The sequence below is a fragment of the Lysinibacillus xylanilyticus genome (assembly GCF_001183605.1).
GTDB classification, from domain to species: Bacteria; Bacillota; Bacilli; order Bacillales_A; family Planococcaceae; genus Lysinibacillus; species Lysinibacillus xylanilyticus.
Window position 1 is genome coordinate 1,734,879 of record NZ_LFXJ01000005.1, and the last position, 18,961, is coordinate 1,753,839.

An 18,961-nucleotide genomic window follows, 5' to 3' on the forward strand; every position below is an offset into this window, starting at 1 on the left:
ACCCTGCTTCCGCGGGTATTTACTCTGCTTCCGCGAGTATTTACTCTGCTTCCGCGAGTATTCACCCTGCTTCCGCGAGTATTCACCCTGCTTCCGCGGGTATTCATCCTGCTTCCGCGAGTATTCATCCTGCTTCCCGCAGGTATTGCATATAATCACATTCATTTAAAACATAAAATGAAGTAGGTTTAATATACGCTGTATAAAATATTCACGTTGATTTTGTTTTTTTCTTAATTTTAGAGCCACATCTGGAAGATCGGTAATGACTCCATTGACATTTTTCCGAATAAAATCGTGTAATGATTGATCTTTATTTAATGTCCATACAAACAAATCAATTTTTTGTTGCTTCATCTCACCGATAAGCTGATCTGTTACCCATGCTTCCTCAAGTGAAATAAAATCAACCGTTTCATCCATTGGACCAATATTTAATGCATAGACAATCCCAACACGTAAGTTCGGTGCCAATTTTTTTAACTGTGACATCATTTGTGGATCTGATGATTGCACATAATACTTATCGAGCACCTTATAAGCTTTTAGTTTTTCTACTAACTTGGGTAATACATCTTCCGTTTCTTTACCATGAACTTTCAATTCAATCAGTAAGGAAACATTCAGTGCTTTTGCTATTTCAATAAAATCATCTAAAGATGAAATTTTGTCGTTAAAGCCATTCGCATGAATCGTTAACGTCTTTAATTCACCGAGCGTCATATTGGCGATTACACCATTTTTACCTGTAAGTCTTCTTAATGTTCGATCATGAAATACAACGAACTGTCCATCTACCGTTTGCTGAATATCTGCCTCGATTAGGTCTGCACCAGCACTTGCTGCGCTGACAAGGCCACTGATTGTATTTTCCACATTACCCTCCGTGTAACCACGATGAGCAATAATTTTGGTATCTGGTGCATAGACACTTTTCTCTAACGAAATTATGTTTATCACACTTAATGCGATGAAAACAAACAAAACGATGAATAACAATGGCTTATTGCGCCTTCTCCGAAATTTCGGTGTAAACCTTGACTTGCCTAAAGGCGTATTATAAGTAAAAGCCACCAAAACTTGTGAAAACATTGCTTGCAGTAAACTAAATAACACAACGAAGACTATTTCTAAAAAAGCAAGAGTAATCGCCGCTGTGACCAGTGCTGTACTCGGTATCAAACGCTCCAAAATGTATAATGGCAAGGAGCTTATAAGTGTAATTCCAAGCATCAACAGCAAATGAACCGCAACAAGCATAGCTAATAATCCAAGGAGTTTAAACAAGCCCTGCTTTGATAAACGCCAACTCTGTATTAAAGAACGAAATAATGATATGTTGGGCTGTATTGCAAAAATCGGCAATGCCAAAATGCTACGTATACCCACTATTATTAAAACTATTACTACAACAGCATAAAGTAAACGACCAGATTGACTGCTCATTATTTCATCATTAAAAAAATGGGGGATGGACATTGCTTGAGTTAACGATAGTGGAAATATAAATGAAGCTAATGGCCATAAAAGTGCAATATAAAGAAATAATAAAATGACTTGAATACTAAAAAAATAAATAACCTTACGATTGAGCTGCTGCCATATGTCTAGATATCGATAGCGAATTCCCCGTTGTTGATAAAAGGCCATTAAAAAAAGAAAGCCCATTTCATAATAAATAAATAACAACATGAGCATGAACAAAAGAATAATCATCGAGATGACAAAGGGATGCACCATAAAACTTTGAATATTTTGCTCGGTAATATGTGTGAAGCCCGTTACTCGCAGCATAAGCTTAAATACGATAGCCGTCATAGGAACAATTAATAAAAACTGAAATAACTTAATCAGTGCGAAAACCTGTATATAATCGTAGCGATACAAATAAATATTGTAGACGGCTTGTCGCATTACTTGTCCCTCTTTGTGCATTTCCCCACCCCAGTCATACCTATCGTATCCCCTATCTTAAGCATCTTTACGAATTTTATAAGCTCTTCCTATATGATATGTAAAGCAATTTATTTTAAATTACTTTTCGCATTTGAAATACAATTTGTTCCATATAATATGCGAGGAAAAATGATAAGATTTCTGTATTTTTAGTGTCTATAAATATTTTCTTGAAACTTTTTTGTATGTAACTCAGTAAATAATAGAATCGATACAAATTAAGGGGGCTAATAATTATGAGACAAACATTTTTTAACTTTGGAGATATTAGTACAACCGTACTTCTTGTAATTTTCCTGGCCCTATTTTTCGTGATGATTAATATGATTAAAAAAATGAAATCTACAGCTCCTGTGCCTCCCCAAGAAACTCTTCAGCAAAAAGTAGATGATTTAACAACACGAGTGACAACACTAGAACATCAAGTAAAAAATTTATCAGAAAGGCGCTAGCTCCTAATAAATATTGATGAATGAAAAAAACGCTGTAAAGTTTATTCTTTACAGCGTTTTTCATAAACGATACGGCCATCAACAACCGTATATGCGACTTTTATTTGTGGAATGTTCTCAATATCTATTGTAAAAAGATCTTCTTCTAAAACTGTGAAGTCTGCTGTATAGCCCTTTTCAATCTTTCCTCGAACATGGTCTTGAGCTATTATTTGTGCAGCTCCTACAGTATAGAGTCTTACTGCCTCAAAACGTGAAATCTTCTCTTCTGGACCGTAGCCGTTATGGGATTCCCCAAAATTCCGTCTTGTTACTGCAGCATATATACCAAATAAAGGATTTGGCACTTCAATCGGGGCATCACTGCCACCCGCAACAACTAATCCACGATTTAACAGCGATTTTAATGGGTGCAAACCTTTCGCTCTTTCTTCTCCTAGCCTAGCTAGTTCCGCCGAATACTCACCCTGCACAAATTGAGGCTGCATATCTATTGCGACAGGCAATGCAGCAAGTTTTTCTAGAATATCTTCATCAATCAAGCTGCAATGAATAACACGATCTAATTGTCCTTCGCGGGGTGGATAGGCGGCAAATACTTTTAAAATTGTTTCAATGGCTAAATCACCAATGGCATGAACCGCCACTGTTTGTCCATACTGACGTGCAAGTTTAACATATTCCGCTAATTGTTCTGTTGAATGTACAAGCATACCGTAATTGCCTGGCTCATCGCAGTATGGTTCTCGTAGGGCAGCAGTTCGTCCTCCAAAGGCACCATCGATAAAGATCTTCATTGCACCAAACTCTAGATACGGAGAAGATAGTTCCTCCATCTTGGCAACTTCCTCAAATACCGTGTGGTGTTGTAATAAATGAACTTTAAACGATTGCTTTGCCTCGACAATCTTCCGAAAAGCATTTATTGGTTGAAACGGTGGCCCGTAGTAGCTTAAATCCTCAGAATGGCCACCCACTAAACCATATGATTGCAAGGATACTACCGCCTTTTCAAGAGCATCCTCAATATACTCAGGAGTAATATGAGGCATATGGTTTACAATCATATACAATGCTGCATCCTTTAAGACTCCCGTTAGCTGTCCATCCACCTTATCAATGACGCCACCTTCTGGAGATGATGTGTCCTTTGTAATTCCCGCAAATGCCAGCGCTTTGGAATTAGCCAGAATTAAATGATGGCAGCTTCGCTTAATAATTAAATGGGCATCCCCTAGAGCATCAAGCTCCGCTAATGTTGGGAAAATAGGATCTTCAAATTGTGTCTCATTAAGGCCTATAGCAATCACCCATTCATCAGTGGGAACTTCTAGCATCCGTTCACGAATAATTACCAGTAGCTCATCCTTACTTCTAACGTTCGAGACATCAATATGCTTTAATTTCTCCCCGTAGCCAATAATATGTAAATGACTATCGACAAAGCCTGGATACATTACATTTCCTTGTAAATGTCTAATAGAAGTAGCTTGTGGCGACAAGCTGTCTACTGAGCCTGTCGCCACAATTTTTCCTTCTTTTACAAGGACTGCTTCAACTGTTTCGCCAACTTGCGCCATTGTGTAAATTTTTCCACCTGTCCATAACGTTGCCAAAACAATTCCTCCTTTGCAATCGCTTCTAATCAATTATGCCTCGGCATAATTGTAGCTGTCGCTTTGCTTTCGCTACAGAAAACATTTGCCGCTGTCGCGCAAATAAACAATGCGTCCGGAGGCTTTAACTTCTTTCAGCGGGTGTTTGGACCCCACTGAAAGAAATTAAATGTGCTTGTTCTAAGCGACGACGTACAATTACGCCAAACCATGCTGCCAGAACAGCTTTCACAATACCTACAACTATAAATGGTGCTGCACCACCCATAAATGCAGCTGTCCAAGTTAAATCTCCGACAATTTTTAACCAAGCCGTTCCAAACGCCAATGTCACAACCATCCCAATCACATTCGCAATGATGGCTTGGAAAATTGTAATGCCGAATTTATCTAAATATAAGCCCATAATGATTGCACTAACTAGGAATCCAACAATATAGCCCCCTGTTGGACCAATCAAAATTCCAATTCCACCCGACATACCTGAAAATACCGGAAGACTAGCTGCACCAAGTAAAATATAAAGCAGTACTGATAATGTACCAAGTCTTGTCCCTAAAATCGTTACAACTAAGCCTACTGCTAATGTTTGTCCTGTAATTGGAATAAGTGGTAGCGGAATTGTTACTTGTGCAAGAACAGCAATAATCGCTGCTCCAAATGCCGCTAACACATAATTGTATGTACTACTCTTTTTCAAACTAAATTGCCTCCCTTTGTATGTTAACTCATGCTGAAAACAAGTTAACACAAAGATAATGCAAATAAAAACTGTTGTCAATCTATTTCGAAAAATTGCTATAAAAAAAGAAATTGCTATAGTGAACTAGCAATTTCTCTTCACAAATTACCAAAGCGGATCATTGATAGGATCATTTTCTTGTAAATCAAAGACATATGGTGCTAATAGACGATAATAAATAAGAACACCAACTATAAAGAAAATAATTCCAATCGTAATATTATCAAAAACAAATTGCATAAAAACGAAAAAAGGAATTGGAAATGTTAAAATGCCACCCATTTTCATAGATTTTTTTGTGCGATATTGTTTTTTCCCACAATAAGGACATTCCAGTTGTCCATTTTTTCGGTACATTTTTCGAGCTTGGTTCTCCGACCAAGTTTCCCCACACTCAATGCACACTGGTAGACCATATCCTTTCTTAATTAATACGCGTTTAACAATAAAAGCAATCCCTACAAAAAAGCTAAAAAGCAATATACCATTTACTAAATCGTATTGTAAAAATGTCCATATACTCCATGTGTCCGATTTTTGCTGTAAGCTAGATGCCTGATGACTTCCTGAATTTCTATTGTGTGATAATAAATAACTAAAACCAATGACAAAAAGCGTAAACGTTGCTAGTACCACGCGATATTGCCACGGACTACTTCTTCTTTGTTTAGTTTTACTACGAGCTTTTTGGGCAATCATTAATTTCTTCTGATCTGTAAGACTTACATCTCGAAGTTCATTTAGCACCTCTTCTTTAAATTGATTCATGGCGTAACACCTCCCAATCATAATCACCGATTGCTGTTGCAAGTTGCTTTCTAGCACGCTGTAATCTTGTGCGTATCGTTGCCTCTGGACAACATACGAGCTGTGCAATTTCTACTGTCGTCATATCCTCAAAATAATAGAGAATCAGCACTTCCCTATATGCCACCGATAATGTAAACAAAGCTTCCACTAGCTCTCGTTTTGTAGACTTTGCAAGAAATTCTTTTTCAGGCGTAACCGCTGTCGTACGTCCTGTTATTTTTTCAAAGAGTGTCAGTCGTTTACTTTTCCAGCTACGCAAATAATCGTGGCTTCGATTGACCGTCATTTTCACTAAATATGTACGTAATGATGATTCTTGACGAAATTGCTCCTGCTTTTGATAAAAAGCGATAAACACATCCTGCACAATGTCTTCTGCTGTTGCTTCATTTTTCACATATAAATAAGCAACCTTTAATAAATAGTCACCATGCTCGGCAATAATTTTTTCGATATCCATCGCTGTCCTCTCCTTCTTTCTAAACTATTGACGGAAGCCACTTCATTTCCGATTCATTTTTTCTAAAAATTTTTTAAAAGAAAGTCTTTTTTTCATATTAAAAGCGTATTCGAGAATTTTCGAATACGCTGGTTTTCAAGTGGCAAATACATAAAAATCTACCTTTATAACGTTTCAATTTTTTGAAAAATCTCTTTGTAAAGGGTATCTAACTCTTTTTCATCTTTTAAATAGAAATACCAAGCATCTTCTCTATTTGCATCTACATCAGATAAATAAATTGTCGTATGTGAACCATTATTTAATGATTCCCAATGAGCTGTTTCATAGGTAAGCCCCTCTCTTGTGAATGGAAAATGACGTTTTGTTGAATCAAAAAAAATAATAGGTATTTTAGAATTATTATAAACTTTAACAAATCTATCTTCTGATGCTTCATCAAACATCACTGGTGTTATTATAACAGCATCAAAATTTGTTGATATATGCAATGTATCTTCACTAAATTCATTTAATGAAATTGGTTGGAAATGAATTTTTTCGTTATTTAATTTAGGAATATCACCAACTACAGCAATTTTTAAAGGTGCTCCATCATATTTAACTTCATCATTTGAACACGCAACTAAAAATAACAAACTTAATATTAATAGAATTTTTTTCAAATTTATTCCCCTTCGTTTTATTAACTAAGCTTACTTATGTTTCTTTCATTTATATTATCATTATACAAATATTCTCAAAAACTTTATTATGCTATCATTTTTCTTCGGTGCGTTAATAGACGTTCTATATCCGCATTGGATAAATTTTATAATTCCAGTGATAATCTCAACTCCCTTCATAACTTTTCCGCCTTCGAACATATATAATTTAATAATCATATATCAACACCTTAATTAAATAGAACCAAAAGAAAAGAATCTGCAAAACTCCAACGACTGGTTCGTTGAAGTAAAACAGATTCTTTATAATTGGAAATATCACAATTTAAAATCCACCAGTACCATCATCTGACCTGGTTATTTACTATTTACCACATCGCTATATTGATTATAGAACGTGATTTGGTTACGACCATTGCGTTTGGACTCATACAGTGCTGTGTCCGCGATATGAATCAGCTCTTCGACCGCGGTAATCTGGCCTTGTTTATTTGTACTTACGCCAATACTAAATTCCAACTGAACGTTCTCATCATTGATTGTTAAGGTTAGAGAGTTTAATGTTTGATAGAGATTTTCTGTCATCGTTTGAACAGATTCATCTTCTTGTAATTGACAAAGTACAATAAACTCGTCGCCGCCAAAACGAGCAACTATCGACTCAAAAGGTTGAAAATAGTCCTTTAATGTAGTAGCAGTAATCGTTAAAGCATCATCACCAAATAAATGACCATTTGTATCATTAATTTCTTTAAAATGGTCTAAATCAATCATCATCAATGCTAATTGTTGATTTTCTACTGAAGCTTTCTCCACCATCTTCTCTGCATTCTCATCAAAATAGCGTCGATTATAAATATTCGTTAATGGATCAATGTAAGAGGTTTTTTCAAAATGTTTTTTCTGGTCATTGTACTCCATCTCAAATAATAAATGAGTGTAATTTTCCCTTTGAATTTCTAATAAAATATTAATATATTCCTTTTGTACCGCACACAATATAAGTTTATTACCTTGCTTTTCTATTAGCTTCACCAAAGAATTATAGATCGTTTGAAGCATAGATAAATCATTATTTTGTAAAGCATAGTGCTTTGACTTTTGGTACAAATCAATGGCCTCGCCAATGCGTCCCTGTTTTTCACAAAGTAATGCATAGGCATTTATAACCTCCAATTGTACCTTGGAATAAGGTGGTTTCTGAATCGTCACTAACAGCTCTTGCAATAATTCACTTGCTTCATCAAACTCCTCCAAGCAAATTTGTGCAACAGCTAAGTTTATTTTTGAATAATTAATCCCTGAAAATGGATTTTCATGCTTAGTCTCAAAATAATTAGCATAGTATAAGCTCTTTAAAGCAAAATCCTTCGCTTTTTGATGGTTCCCTAATGAGTTTTCTAAGTCGCTTAAATTATTATAAATTTTCCCTATACTATCTATATGTTGAATACGCTCAGCAATCTTTAGTCCCTTTATCATAAACTCTTTCGACTTCTTTATATGGCCAGACGTCCCCCAATAAATAGCTGCTAAAATATAATGATGGATTAAATCGATATCATCGCCATATTGAAAGGTTAATTCGCGATACTGCTCAAGCACACTAATGGATACTTGCAAATCACCAGTTTGGAAATAGCTTGCACAGCTATATCGCAATAACAGAATTGCTTTTTTATACATACCAAGCTCAATAGCACTTTCAATTGCGACACTACTTAGTTCTATATATTCTATAAAGCGATTCGCTTCATACAATTCATTTAGTGTAATCCATAATTCTTCAAAATCCTGTGTGTTCATACCGCCCCTCCTTAAATTCACCCTACTTCTTTAATACTATCTTTATGCGCATAATATTACAATTCCTCGGACTCATTTATTTCCAAATAAATGAGTAAAATTAATCTTAAAATACCATATAGTGATTCATTTCTCCCAAAATGGTGATACACCCTCTGTAAAATGGAAAGGGAGCCTAGTAAGTAAGTGGGGGTAGTTCAAGACAGTACAATAACTATAATTTCCTGACAAATAAAAAACAAGCCTCTGCTCTAAAGAGGCTTGAAAAATGTTGGAATGAAAATGATGTCACCATAAAATGGGGTGATATTCGTTTTGGCTGACCGCTTTCCTTGAAGCGTCCAATGAGCCCTTGGGCAAGTCACGAAGGCGTTATCACACATCTTTATCGCCGTGATTCCCATTGGAGTAGCCCAACCTTCACTTTAATCAACAACCTAATATTAATAAACCATTTAAGGCTGATTTTCATTTCAAGTGGGCAAGAACAAAGGATTGTCTGTTTAAGATTATTTAATACCTAATATCTTCTTTAGCTCTTCTGATCTTTTTTGACTAAGATGTACGGTACCGTAACCTACTTTATTCAAATAAAGTGATTGACCATAACTTAGCCAGACATCTATACGAACTCCTGCTAGCATAAATGAATAATCTGGAGGGTTTCCTATATCTTTGTCAGGCTGCCACTCTGTTTGTCGAAAGAATTGTATAACTTCCTTTTCATTTTGAATGTTGAGCTTAGTAGTAACTGTTGGTTCACTAATTACCATATTGTTTAATACGCCGTAGTGTGTGACAATTCCATTTTCATCAATCGACTGGTTACTATTTGATTCTATTCCGACATAATCTCCTTGTTTTACAGGGAAATCATCCAAAACCGGATACCAAGTAGCTTTTGGGTACTTTTTCACGATTTGCTCTTGGGAAAGGTTTTCTAAGTCCTTCGGAATAACTCCTTCAACAAATAGAAAGGCATTGGATTCTACCTCTACTTTTATAACTGTTCCCAAATACATAATTCCTTGTGAGCTACTATAATAATTCTTGATGCCATTTTGCTCTTCAAACGTTTTTGCCTGCTCTACAAAATGTTTATCAAAATAACGAAGAGCATCTTGAGCGGCTATTTCTTGTACTATACCTTTCGGAAAAGTGGGGTATTTTTCAAGAAAAAAGGTATCAAGCTTTTTTTTTAGCTGTATACATTGGTAACAACGGCTCCAGATACTTTTTAAAATATTTTTCGACTCCCTCTTCTTTAAAAAGATCAGCATATTCAGGTACTTTTTGTATCCTAACAAGATCTTCATAATGCTCATTTCTCACAGCTTTTAGCTCTGCCTCAGAATAATGAAGACCAAGTGACTTCGCATAATAATAAATGGCAACTACGTTCTTATAGCGTTCAAACGCCTCTTTTGTGTAATATCCCTCGTCTTGTTTGCCCCAATTGATGCGTGTGATTTTTTCAAAATGAGTAAGCTGTGTATCGTTAAATACGTTCGAAGATTGTTGGCTTATGGGTATTGGGGTATACAAACTGGGAAGGGCATATTCTTCAAGCTTTTACTTGGTATTGGAGTACCGGCTTTGTTCGTAGTTATTTGGAGTTTGTTTGGTTCACCTAAAGCAACTTTTCCATTGGATGGAGCTTTGCATTTTATTCTTGAATTAGTAGTATTCTCTTTAGCCGTCATAGCTCTATATGCAACAGGACGAACACAATTAGCTATTGTATTTGCAATACTAATTATCATTAATCAGATTTTATTGTCCGTATTTCATCAACGCTAAAAAATCCACTTTTTTTAAAGGTGGATTTTTAGCTTTTTTGAAGGTAAGTGTATATCGTTGTAAGGTTAGCTTTAATACCGTTTACACCCTTCCATTCCCTATACTCTTTAGGTATAGCAAATCCAGAGATAAATTCTTCCAGTGACAATTTGTATTGAATAGCTTCTTTCGCGCGGTGAGTGATTAAAGACAAATATTCAATTAATGTATCGCATAAAGCCATATCTGTAACATTACCATGACCAGGTACAATTTTACTTATATCAATTTGTTTAACTCGCTTTAATATGGACAAGAAATCTTCAGGGTTATAGATCGGTACATGTAAATCTTCTGTCACTATATCACCCATAAATGCTATTTTTTCTATAGGTAAGTACATAAATGTATCGCTCGGTGAATGTCCTCCGCCTAAACAGTATAATTCCACAGTTCTATCTGCACCAGTGATGGTCAATTTTTCTTCAAACAACATGGATGGTAACACAATTTGCAATCGAGATAAGTCTTCCAACACTTTCGACATTTCTTGATATTGGTTGATCAAACTCGCTTTTATAATGGTGTCCTCTGTTGAATCGATTTGTTTTTTTAGCTGAAGCAGATAGTGATTCATGTCCTGCTTTTCCTTCTCATAATCTTCAATCTTATTTTTTTCTTTGCACATTCTCTCCGTTACATATGTAGAAATAATCGTTGTATCTGAAAATACTTGATTTCCAAAAACGTGATCCCCGTGATAATGACTGTTAATCAAATACTTTACTTTCTTACCCGTTAAACTTTCAGCTTGACGTCTTAACTCCTCCCCCGCTGATGGAGTACTGAGCGAATCAAAAACTAGAAGCTCGTCACCTAAATCAATTATTCCCGCATTACTCCAAGCACCTTGACCTGGTTTAGCAACGGCAGCAAACACACCATCACATAAAGTATGCAAAGTAAAATATTCTGTTTCTACTATCTCTTGTTCCATTCATAGCTCCCCCTAGCAGTTTTTACATATTATAGCATTCAAACTTTAAAAAAGGTTGTTTCTTAAAGATTGTTGCTATCCTACTAACAGAGTGGTTTACAATGAGGTATTGGTTTCGCTGGCTTTAAAATGGAAAATACCAAAAATCAAATCAATTAATAGTATAGATGTTAAAAGCTATTAATAGTCTAATTTTCAGGTATATATTTGTTGCTTCCAGGGAGTTTCTTAATTTTATTCCAAGCTTCAATCGCTTCTGCACGACTTTTTCCTTTGTTATTTGAGTCAGAAAAAAAGTCACGAATGAATTGATTGTATTCAAACTGAGGGGGAATTTTCTTCTGGTGGGATGGGTCTTTCTTGCGTTTATCTTCTTCATACCAAGCACCTACAACATCACGATACGTTTTTCCAATATTGTTTTTAATGTAGTTTTGGATATAGGTAGAAAAATGAAACTTTGGAATTACAGTCTTGAAAAATGCTCTCACATCTTGGCCACATCGATGATTTTCCGTAATGACTGTATCAAGGCTGAGTTCACTGATAGTTCGAGATTTATTATTAGCCTTTAAATTTCTCTGTGGTTTTTTTATCTTTCCTGTCCAAAGAAATGTTTCAATTCTATCTGAAATCTCTATTTTAGAACCCGATGCGCTTATTCCATTATCTCTACAAAATATTTGCAATTCTTCTTTCAACCAATAATAATCCATAAAATCTTGAATACTAATTTCTTTTGTAAGAATAGGTCTCATTCATAACACTCCTTATAAATACACATTCATATTATAGAATGTTTCCTATTTAATGTAATCAAATTTTATTATTTTAAATAGAAACAAACTTTACGAAAACACCTAAAAAAAGAAAACCCACTCTTTTTCAGAATGGATTTTCTCATTATATTAAATAAGTCGCTTAATCTTCGTTTCATATAATGCAACAATTAGTAAGCCACCAAGTATAGGGGTTAAAGAACTAAAACTGAAATATAAACCTCCATCATTGTATTGTCCGAAGAAATGAAATTGCAGCCACGGGACACCATATGTTTCACCTATACCGTATAAAAAAACTGTGCTAAATAAAAACAATGCGAGACATTTAATAAATTCATTGCTCTTCATACAATTCACCTCACTTAACGATGGTCATTTGTTTTGCGTATGCTACAAGGTCTTCGATTGTTAGCTTAGAGTTTGCAAGAAAAATGCTATATTGATAGCCGTTTTCCTGCCAGCTAATACAACGGAAATTTTGCTCATCCATTACAGTACCTTTTTGACCTCGGATGTCCATTTCTTTTTCTCCTAAAATAGGCTCTTCCTTTGTAGCTTTACTATTTGCTTTAAAAACTGTTACTGAAATATCTTCTTGACCATTCTTCGCATAACTAAAGGTATACTCTGAACGATTTTCTATCCCTTTATCTAATGAAATTTGCTCCAAAATTAGTCCATTTTCTTCTGGCACCATTAAAAATTCGCCAAGCTCGTTCTTTACTGTTTCCAGTTTTACTAATTCAGATCCACTTATTTCTTCCACTTTTGCATCCTTTGGAATATCAATTGTAAATTGTGCATCATCAATTTTTGCATTTTCATCCATTTTCGTATACTCTGTTATCATTTTATTTCCAGCACTATTCGTTATTGTTTTTAATGTTACCCATGTTTTTTTATCAACCCATACTTCTATATCACCTATTAAAGTATCATCTTTTTTTGCTTTCGCTACAATTTTATACGTATCTCTACCAGCAATCTTTTCCTCTCCATCAATTTTCACATCATGTGTATCCTTTACTAGATTAAATAGTAATTCTGCCTGATCTCTTGGTGATTGGAATCCATCTAAACCGTCTTCGCCTAAATCCATTTTATGAACCGTGTTTTTTACAACATCATATATAATGACTTGTGAACCATTGTTGACTGAGATGATATGTTCACCATTTTCAGCTGTTGTCTCGATTCGTCGTTTACCATCTTTAGCCCACTCCTTGACTTGAGCTTTTCCACCAACGTCACCCATATCCATTTTGTATTCAGCGTAATAAGTAAGTGGTTCTTTCGTTTCCTGCAATGCTTGATCAATAATTTCCTGTGGTGAATATGATCCCTCTGTATTACAACCAACTAAGCTAAATGTTAGTGCTGCAATTAAACCTGCTGCACGTAATGATTTTTTCCAATTCATTATGAAATCTCTCCTTTATATGGTGGCAACCAGCAAAGTACAGCTGTTCCATAGCCCTCTTTCGATACGAGCTCTACTGTCCCACCATGCTTTTCAATTATTTGTTTTGCTATATTTAATCCTAGTCCAGTTCCCCGCTCCCCGGCTTTTGTTCTTGCCGTATCTGCTTGGTACATGGGCTCAAATAACTTCTCAATATCCTCTTTTTTTACGCCTTGCCCGCTATTTTGCACAATGATATACATACCATCTTGCTGTTCCTGTGCTGGCGATACAAAATCAAAGCACCATATTGGACACTTTCCTGCCCTTACGGCTGCTATGCCTATCGTCGTACCTACTGACCCGTAGCGCCAAGCATTACTCATTAAATTGTCGATCACTCGTTGAAGCTGCTTCGGATGAACTGCATATATCCCCTCTATGTCACAAGTAACTTCAAGCATAAATCCATGATCCTTGCTTAGCTGTTCATAATCAGATAGTGCCATTTCAAAAAACTCTGCCCCATCTACTGCTAAAAGGTCCAAATTATAGCTTGTAGATTGCAGTAAAGTGTACATTAGTAAATCCTCTAACATATGCTTCATCGTTTCAGACTTTGTTAAAATAATTTGACTGTACTCGTCCTGCTGTTCTTCCGATAACACCTTGCTTTGTAAAGACTCCGCATATGCTTGAATAGCTGTAAGAGGTGTTTTCAAATCATGCGAAATACTTGCAATCATTAGCTCCTTCTGCTGTTGTTCAGCTTTTAAATGAGCACGAGCAGTTTCAATTTCTTCCTGCATGGCAAGAAAGGTTTGAGCAAGTTCACCAATTTCATCTTTTCTTGCCACTAAATTCGATTCCACATGCTCCCCCTTTGCAAAAGCACGCATTTGCCTCATTAGTTCTTGCAGTGGTCGATTCAATTTGCGATTAAGTAGCAATATAACCGCCATATAAATTAGGAGAAACAATAATATTGCACCGACCAATACAAACCAAGAACGATTTTCTACTCCCTGTTTCCAGTCCGTCCGAACTAGTTGAATTTCATAAATTCCAAGCAATTCGCCGTTTTGATAAACCGGTTCTTTATACATAAATGCGTTGTACTTTTGTTTTAGTTCATATAGGTTCTTAAAAACTTGTTCTTTCGACGCAAATCTAGTAGTCAACGGATTGGAGGAATACAAAACAATACCCGTTTTGGAATAAAGCGTAATAGCTAGCTGATCATTCGTAAAAGTATTAACTTCTTTCAAATCTGCATTTCTTTTATATAATTCAGGATTACCTATAACAGATTTTATATCATTAAGCTCTGTCAGCTTTTCAAAATATTCTTCAAAGCTTTTTTCATGATAATAGGCATTAATCCATACATAAAGGCTATAAGCACCTGTTATCGGTAAAACCATCACAATGAAAAAAGTGATAAGTAACCATGTTTTTATTTTCATAGCGGTTCACCAATAAATCGATAGCCCTTCCCCCAAACAGTCTGTATGTAATAAGGGGTTTTAACTGGATCCTTTAGCTTTTCTCGCAGTGCTTTTATATGTACTGTAACTGTATGTGTGTCATCTACGCTCGCCTGTTGCCAAATATGCTGATAGAGCTCTTCTTTTGAAAAAGTTTGGCTTGGATTTTTCGAAAGTAGTTTTAACAGAGCAAATTCCTTCTGTGTTAAGGCAAGCTCTTGGTCATCAAGGCGCGCTGTTTCCTTTTGCCAATCAATTTTTAAGCCGTGTGCAAAGGATGTAACATCTTCTGTTATCTCTTTTTTCGTATAACGTTTCCAGCGACGTAAGTGTGAGGCTACACGTGCCTTTAACTCCTCTAAGCTAAACGGTTTAGCTATATAATCGTCAGCGCCCTGCAAACCCTCAACCTTATCTGACTCTTCCTTACGTGCACTCATCATTAAAATAGGAACATCACTTTCCCAACGAATATTTTGACAAACCGTCAGACCATCCATCTCAGGTAACATCCAATCGACTAACACTAAATCGAACGTATCCGCTTGAAAATCCGCTAGCCCTTCAAGTCCTGTTGTTGCCCAAGTAATATGGTAACCCTCCAGCTCAAGCGTATCCTTCACAATACGTCCAATCGCCGTATCATCCTCAATCAGTAATAGCTTTTCTTTCATCTGTTTTCCTCCTGTACTAACCTTACTATGTAAAAAGACATTTTTTCTGAACTTTATACTTTCTTTATAATTACCATAGATACGGCTATCCGTCACTTTTCGGTTTTTATCCGTCGTTCTGACCGGACTTTCCGTCGCCTTCTTTTCTATCCGTCGTTCTGCCTGGATTATCCGTCGCTTCTCCATCTCTATCCGTCGTTCTGACCATTCTTTCCGTCGCTTCTCCTTTCCATCCGTCGTTCTGACCGGACTTCCGTCGCTTCTCCATTTCTATCCGTCGTTCGACTGGTCTTTCCGTCGCTTCGCCTTTTCTATCCGTCATTCTGCCCGGACTTTCCATCGCTCCACTCGTCTCTTTGCCACGATAAATCCATTTCAAATAAAAAAAGGAATGCACATAATTTGTGCATTCCTCCCAATATGTTAGAAAAATAAACTTAATATAAAGTAAATACCTGCAGCCATGACTGCGGAAATTGGCATGGTGATTACCCATGTTGTTATAATTTTACGTGCCATGCCCCATTTAACACCTTTTACACGATGCGCTGTTCCTACTCCCATGATAGATGAAGAAATAACATGCGTTGTAGATACTGGTAAGTGAATTAATGTTGCACCGAAGATGATGGATGCAGAAGCAAGGTCTGCTGCAACCCCGTTTACTGGACGGATTTTCATAATCTTGCCACCGACTGTTTTGATGATTTTATAACCACCTACTGATGTACCAAGACCCATCGCACATGCTGCTGCAAAACGTACCCAGAAAGGAATGTCATCTGTGTGATGTAAGCCACCTGCAATTAATGCGAGCGTAATAATCCCCATCGCTTTTTGCGCATCGTTTGTACCGTGAGTAAATGATTGTAATGCTGCTGTACCAATTTGCATTGTTCGGAAGCCTTTATTCGTTCGATATAAGTTCATATCTTTAAATAACACTTTAAATAAAGACATCATTAAGAAACCGCCTGCAAACGCAAGTAATGGTGAAAAAATAAGCGCCTGAAGGATTTTTATAAAGCCACTATAGTTCAATACATTAAAGCCGGCAGCTGCAATTGCAGCACCTGCCACAGAACCGATTAATGTATGTGATGAACTAGATGGAATCCCAAAGTACCATGTTACTAAATTCCATGTAATCGCTGATAATAATGCCGCTAAAATAACGACAGAACCTGTTATATCTCCATCAAAAGAATTTAAGCTGAACGGGTCAACAATATCCTTTGTTAATGCTTTCGCTACCCCAACGAATGTAATAGCTCCAACGAAGTTCATAACTGCAGCCATATATACTGCTGTACGTGGCCTCAATGCCCTTGTTGATACAGAAGTTGCTATCGCGTTGGCTGTATCATGGAAGCCGTTAATAAAATCGAACACAAGCGCGAACATAACGACTAATATTGTTATCAGTAATATCGTATCCATTTCCTACACTCCATCTTACGCGTTACGCATAATTATTGTTTCAATTGTGTTTGCTACAGTTTGGCAGTAGTCTGCAATATCTTCAAATTGTTCATATATACTCTTGAACACCATGATGCGCATTGGATCCTTTTCTTGAATAAATAATTGCTTCATAGAAGAGCGGAAAATTTCATCACATTCACGCTCATAGTCCTTAATTTGAATAGCATGTTTACGCATTTCAACAAGTTTTTTACTATTTAATAGCTCCATTGCCTGGACCATTTCGTCTGTACTTTTCGCAATATATGTTAAAAATTGGCGCATCGGCTCTGTCACTTCTGTTAAATTATACATGTCAAAATGAGCAATACAGCCTTCCATACCATCAATAACATCATCTAATTTATTGGCAAGTGCTAAAATATCTTCACGCTCGATAGGTGTCATAAATGATTTATTTAGCATAACGATAAGTTCGTGAATTAATTTATCTCCACTTGTTTCATATTGCTTCATTGTGTCTGCGATTTCTTTTAGTGAATCTATATTTTCAATACGTGCATTATGTGCATAGTAAATACCTTCTTTGACATTTTTAGAAATATTTAATAATGCTTTGAAAAATGGATCTTGCTTGTTTGAGTTGAACATCGTGTTCCTCCTGTTGAATGAATATTGTCGATTTCTGCAATCATCATAACAAAACTTTCACATAATTCTACAGATTTTTAAACATAAACGAGTTGAATTTACAAAAATGTAATATAAAATTTGCCACAATTATTTTTAGGCACATTTCCAAGTTGCAAACGTTGGAAACTCGATAACAAAAATTATCGATTTTTCTTCAAATATTACCGTTTTTTCTTTCATTTTTATAAAAATACTTGAAAAAACTTTTTTCCCTTCTATTTTTTTATCGTTATGAATGTTAAGGAATTGTAAACGATATTTACATTCCTGCATTGTCATTTATTACAATCCGCAGTACTGTTATAAGAAAAGTGTAACTTAATAAGGATGTGAGTATCATACATATGGACATCGATTTACTATCACTTGTAATACTTTTAGTACTTGGCTTTATCGCATCCTTTTTAAATGCGATTGTCGGTGGCGGAGGATTAATTTCATTACCTGCGCTTTTGGCTGTTGGTTTACCCCCGAGTACAGCGATTGCCACAAACAAACTAGCAAATACAATCAGCAATGGGACTAGCATGTTAACTTTTTTACGAGCTGGCAAGGTTGATGTTAAAAAGAATAAGAAAATAATGCCTTTTATTTTTATTGGTTCATTCATTGGTGCATACACCGTGCATCTCGTATCACCAGCTATTTTAAAGCCTCTAATGCTTGTTATGCTCGTACTAGTAACAGCTTATACGGTTTTCAAAAAAAATTGGGGTCAGCAACCCGAAGAGCGGACATTAAGTACTGTGAAGAAAATAGCCTTTATTGGCGCTTTTGCTGCTATTGGCTTTTACGATGGTTTCTTCGGACCTGGCACTGGTTCTTTTTTTATTTTCCTTTTATTAATGATGGGAAATGATTTCTTGCAGGCTGCGGGTAATGCAAAAGCCTTTAATTTCACATCGAACTTAGCCGCGCTTGCTATGTTTTTACTTTTAGGAAAGGTTAATTTTTTATACGGTCTACCTATGGGCTTCGTCATGATTTTCGGTGCGATATTGGGTTCAAAATTTGCGCTGAAACGTGGAACAAAAATGATGCGTGTTATTTTTATCATTATGACTTGTACATTAATAGTCAAAAATGCATGGGATTATTTTAGTACCCATTAAGGAAAATCCTATCGATTTGATTGACAATTTTTATCAATCGATTGACAAAATTTATTAGCGTGCTATAATTCTTTTAGGCTTCACCGCGTTGAAGCGAAGAAGT

General features: G+C 35.9%; 21 protein-coding genes. 3 read left to right on the forward strand and 18 right to left on the reverse strand.

The window, feature by feature from the left end:
- Positions 1–165: 165 nt before the first annotated feature.
- The gene (locus ACZ11_RS11365) at positions 166–1,935 is read right to left on the reverse strand and encodes a glycerophosphoryl diester phosphodiesterase membrane domain-containing protein (protein WP_049666135.1); all 1,770 of its coding nucleotides are present in this window, start codon (positions 1,933–1,935) and stop codon (positions 166–168) included.
- A gap of 257 nt (positions 1,936–2,192) precedes the next feature.
- Here ACZ11_RS11365 and ACZ11_RS11370 point away from each other — a divergent pair, with 257 nt between their 5' ends.
- Positions 2,193–2,408: a FeoB-associated Cys-rich membrane protein gene (locus ACZ11_RS11370; RefSeq protein ID WP_049666136.1), complete on the forward strand. Its 216-nt coding sequence runs from the start codon at positions 2,193–2,195 to the stop codon at positions 2,406–2,408.
- A 41-nt stretch (positions 2,409–2,449) separates the two neighbouring features.
- Here the strand turns inward: ACZ11_RS11370 and ACZ11_RS11375 are convergent, their stop codons facing one another.
- From ACZ11_RS11375 to ACZ11_RS11405, 7 genes are all read right to left on the reverse strand, one after another.
- The gene (locus ACZ11_RS11375; protein ID WP_049666138.1) at positions 2,450–4,024 is read right to left on the reverse strand and encodes an amidohydrolase; all 1,575 of its coding nucleotides are present in this window, start codon (positions 4,022–4,024) and stop codon (positions 2,450–2,452) included.
- 124 nt (positions 4,025–4,148) lie between these two features.
- Entirely contained in the window at positions 4,149–4,724 is a 576-nt protein-coding gene (locus ACZ11_RS11380; protein ID WP_049666140.1) for a biotin transporter BioY, read from the reverse strand.
- A gap of 147 nt (positions 4,725–4,871) precedes the next feature.
- Positions 4,872–5,534 carry a TIGR04104 family putative zinc finger protein gene (locus tag ACZ11_RS11385; protein ID WP_049666142.1) on the reverse strand — a complete coding sequence of 221 codons (663 nt, stop codon included), beginning with the start codon at positions 5,532–5,534 and terminating at the stop codon, positions 4,872–4,874.
- Positions 5,521–6,036: a sigma-70 family RNA polymerase sigma factor gene (locus ACZ11_RS11390; protein WP_049666144.1), complete on the reverse strand. Its 516-nt coding sequence runs from the start codon at positions 6,034–6,036 to the stop codon at positions 5,521–5,523. Before ACZ11_RS11390 ends, ACZ11_RS11385 begins: the two co-directional genes overlap by 14 nt.
- Positions 6,037–6,200: 164 nt before the next feature.
- Complete coding sequence (locus ACZ11_RS11395; RefSeq protein WP_236690841.1) at positions 6,201–6,701, reverse strand: amino acid oxidase; 501 nt, start codon at positions 6,699–6,701, stop codon at positions 6,201–6,203.
- Between the two features lie 357 nt (positions 6,702–7,058).
- On the reverse strand, positions 7,059–8,507 hold the full coding sequence (locus ACZ11_RS11400; protein ID WP_049666148.1) for a tetratricopeptide repeat-containing diguanylate cyclase: 1,449 nt from the start codon (positions 8,505–8,507) through the stop codon (positions 7,059–7,061).
- Between the two features lie 509 nt (positions 8,508–9,016).
- Positions 9,017–9,823 (reverse strand): hypothetical protein, encoded by an 807-nt coding sequence (locus tag ACZ11_RS11405; RefSeq protein ID WP_049666150.1) that lies wholly within the window; start codon positions 9,821–9,823, stop codon positions 9,017–9,019.
- A 163-nt stretch (positions 9,824–9,986) separates the two neighbouring features.
- Here ACZ11_RS11405 and ACZ11_RS11410 point away from each other — a divergent pair, with 163 nt between their 5' ends.
- Entirely contained in the window at positions 9,987–10,307 is a 321-nt protein-coding gene (locus ACZ11_RS11410) for a YrdB family protein (RefSeq protein WP_082172757.1), read from the forward strand.
- A gap of 28 nt (positions 10,308–10,335) precedes the next feature.
- On the opposite strand, the gene ACZ11_RS11415 is transcribed toward ACZ11_RS11410, so the two are convergent.
- The 10 genes from ACZ11_RS11415 to ACZ11_RS11460 form a co-directional block, all read right to left on the reverse strand.
- On the reverse strand, positions 10,336–11,283 hold the full coding sequence (locus ACZ11_RS11415) for an MBL fold metallo-hydrolase (protein ID WP_049666154.1): 948 nt from the start codon (positions 11,281–11,283) through the stop codon (positions 10,336–10,338).
- 188 nt (positions 11,284–11,471) lie between these two features.
- Entirely contained in the window at positions 11,472–12,041 is a 570-nt protein-coding gene (locus ACZ11_RS11420; RefSeq protein ID WP_049666155.1) for a DUF6434 domain-containing protein, read from the reverse strand.
- A 150-nt stretch (positions 12,042–12,191) separates the two neighbouring features.
- A complete protein-coding gene (locus ACZ11_RS11425; protein WP_049666156.1) occupies positions 12,192–12,413 on the reverse strand; it encodes a hypothetical protein in 222 nt (73 codons plus the stop codon).
- A gap of 10 nt (positions 12,414–12,423) precedes the next feature.
- Entirely contained in the window at positions 12,424–13,485 is a 1,062-nt protein-coding gene (locus ACZ11_RS11430; RefSeq protein ID WP_049666158.1) for a LolA family protein, read from the reverse strand.
- Positions 13,485–14,933: a HAMP domain-containing sensor histidine kinase gene (locus tag ACZ11_RS11435; protein ID WP_049666159.1), complete on the reverse strand. Its 1,449-nt coding sequence runs from the start codon at positions 14,931–14,933 to the stop codon at positions 13,485–13,487. The genes ACZ11_RS11430 and ACZ11_RS11435 overlap by 1 nt, the downstream gene beginning before the upstream one ends.
- Positions 14,930–15,628 (reverse strand): response regulator transcription factor, encoded by a 699-nt coding sequence (locus ACZ11_RS11440; protein ID WP_049666160.1) that lies wholly within the window; start codon positions 15,626–15,628, stop codon positions 14,930–14,932. Before ACZ11_RS11440 ends, ACZ11_RS11435 begins: the two co-directional genes overlap by 4 nt.
- A gap of 106 nt (positions 15,629–15,734) precedes the next feature.
- On the reverse strand, positions 15,735–16,025 hold the full coding sequence (locus ACZ11_RS11445) for a hypothetical protein (protein ID WP_134008383.1): 291 nt from the start codon (positions 16,023–16,025) through the stop codon (positions 15,735–15,737).
- A 26-nt stretch (positions 16,026–16,051) separates the two neighbouring features.
- Positions 16,052–17,068 carry an inorganic phosphate transporter gene (locus tag ACZ11_RS11450; RefSeq protein ID WP_049666164.1) on the reverse strand — a complete coding sequence of 339 codons (1,017 nt, stop codon included), beginning with the start codon at positions 17,066–17,068 and terminating at the stop codon, positions 16,052–16,054.
- 15 nt (positions 17,069–17,083) lie between these two features.
- Positions 17,084–17,704: a DUF47 domain-containing protein gene (locus ACZ11_RS11455; RefSeq protein ID WP_049666165.1), complete on the reverse strand. Its 621-nt coding sequence runs from the start codon at positions 17,702–17,704 to the stop codon at positions 17,084–17,086.
- A gap of 135 nt (positions 17,705–17,839) precedes the next feature.
- A complete protein-coding gene (locus tag ACZ11_RS11460; RefSeq protein WP_049666167.1) occupies positions 17,840–18,025 on the reverse strand; it encodes a hypothetical protein in 186 nt (61 codons plus the stop codon).
- A gap of 65 nt (positions 18,026–18,090) precedes the next feature.
- Here ACZ11_RS11460 and ACZ11_RS11465 point away from each other — a divergent pair, with 65 nt between their 5' ends.
- Positions 18,091–18,858, forward strand: a complete 768-nt coding sequence (locus ACZ11_RS11465; RefSeq protein WP_049666169.1) for a sulfite exporter TauE/SafE family protein — start codon at positions 18,091–18,093, stop codon at positions 18,856–18,858.
- Positions 18,859–18,961 lie beyond the last annotated feature (103 nt).

What these genes read in the sequence shown, in the direction of transcription:
- ACZ11_RS11365 (WP_049666135.1), bottom strand. Translation starts at nt 1,935, where the DNA reads ATGCACAAAGAGGGACAAGTAATGCGACAAGCCGTCTACAATATTTAT.
- ACZ11_RS11370 (WP_049666136.1), top strand. Translation starts at nt 2,193, where the DNA reads ATGAGACAAACATTTTTTAACTTTGGAGATATTAGTACAACCGTACTT.
- ACZ11_RS11385 (WP_049666142.1), bottom strand. Translation starts at nt 5,534, where the DNA reads ATGAATCAATTTAAAGAAGAGGTGCTAAATGAACTTCGAGATGTAAGT.
- ACZ11_RS11390 (WP_049666144.1), bottom strand. Translation starts at nt 6,036, where the DNA reads ATGGATATCGAAAAAATTATTGCCGAGCATGGTGACTATTTATTAAAG.
- ACZ11_RS11400 (WP_049666148.1), bottom strand. Translation starts at nt 8,507, where the DNA reads ATGAACACACAGGATTTTGAAGAATTATGGATTACACTAAATGAATTG.
- ACZ11_RS11405 (WP_049666150.1), bottom strand. Translation starts at nt 9,823, where the DNA reads ATGAAGATCTTGTTAGGATACAAAAAGTACCTGAATATGCTGATCTTT.
- ACZ11_RS11410 (WP_082172757.1), top strand. Translation starts at nt 9,987, where the DNA reads ATGAGTAAGCTGTGTATCGTTAAATACGTTCGAAGATTGTTGGCTTAT.
- ACZ11_RS11415 (WP_049666154.1), bottom strand. Translation starts at nt 11,283, where the DNA reads ATGGAACAAGAGATAGTAGAAACAGAATATTTTACTTTGCATACTTTA.
- ACZ11_RS11420 (WP_049666155.1), bottom strand. Translation starts at nt 12,041, where the DNA reads ATGAGACCTATTCTTACAAAAGAAATTAGTATTCAAGATTTTATGGAT.
- ACZ11_RS11425 (WP_049666156.1), bottom strand. Translation starts at nt 12,413, where the DNA reads ATGAAGAGCAATGAATTTATTAAATGTCTCGCATTGTTTTTATTTAGC.
- ACZ11_RS11430 (WP_049666158.1), bottom strand. Translation starts at nt 13,485, where the DNA reads ATGAATTGGAAAAAATCATTACGTGCAGCAGGTTTAATTGCAGCACTA.
- ACZ11_RS11435 (WP_049666159.1), bottom strand. Translation starts at nt 14,933, where the DNA reads ATGAAAATAAAAACATGGTTACTTATCACTTTTTTCATTGTGATGGTT.
- ACZ11_RS11440 (WP_049666160.1), bottom strand. Translation starts at nt 15,628, where the DNA reads ATGAAAGAAAAGCTATTACTGATTGAGGATGATACGGCGATTGGACGT.
- ACZ11_RS11450 (WP_049666164.1), bottom strand. Translation starts at nt 17,068, where the DNA reads ATGGATACGATATTACTGATAACAATATTAGTCGTTATGTTCGCGCTT.
- ACZ11_RS11455 (WP_049666165.1), bottom strand. Translation starts at nt 17,704, where the DNA reads ATGTTCAACTCAAACAAGCAAGATCCATTTTTCAAAGCATTATTAAAT.
- ACZ11_RS11460 (WP_049666167.1), bottom strand. Translation starts at nt 18,025, where the DNA reads ATGACAATGCAGGAATGTAAATATCGTTTACAATTCCTTAACATTCAT.
- ACZ11_RS11465 (WP_049666169.1), top strand. Translation starts at nt 18,091, where the DNA reads ATGGACATCGATTTACTATCACTTGTAATACTTTTAGTACTTGGCTTT.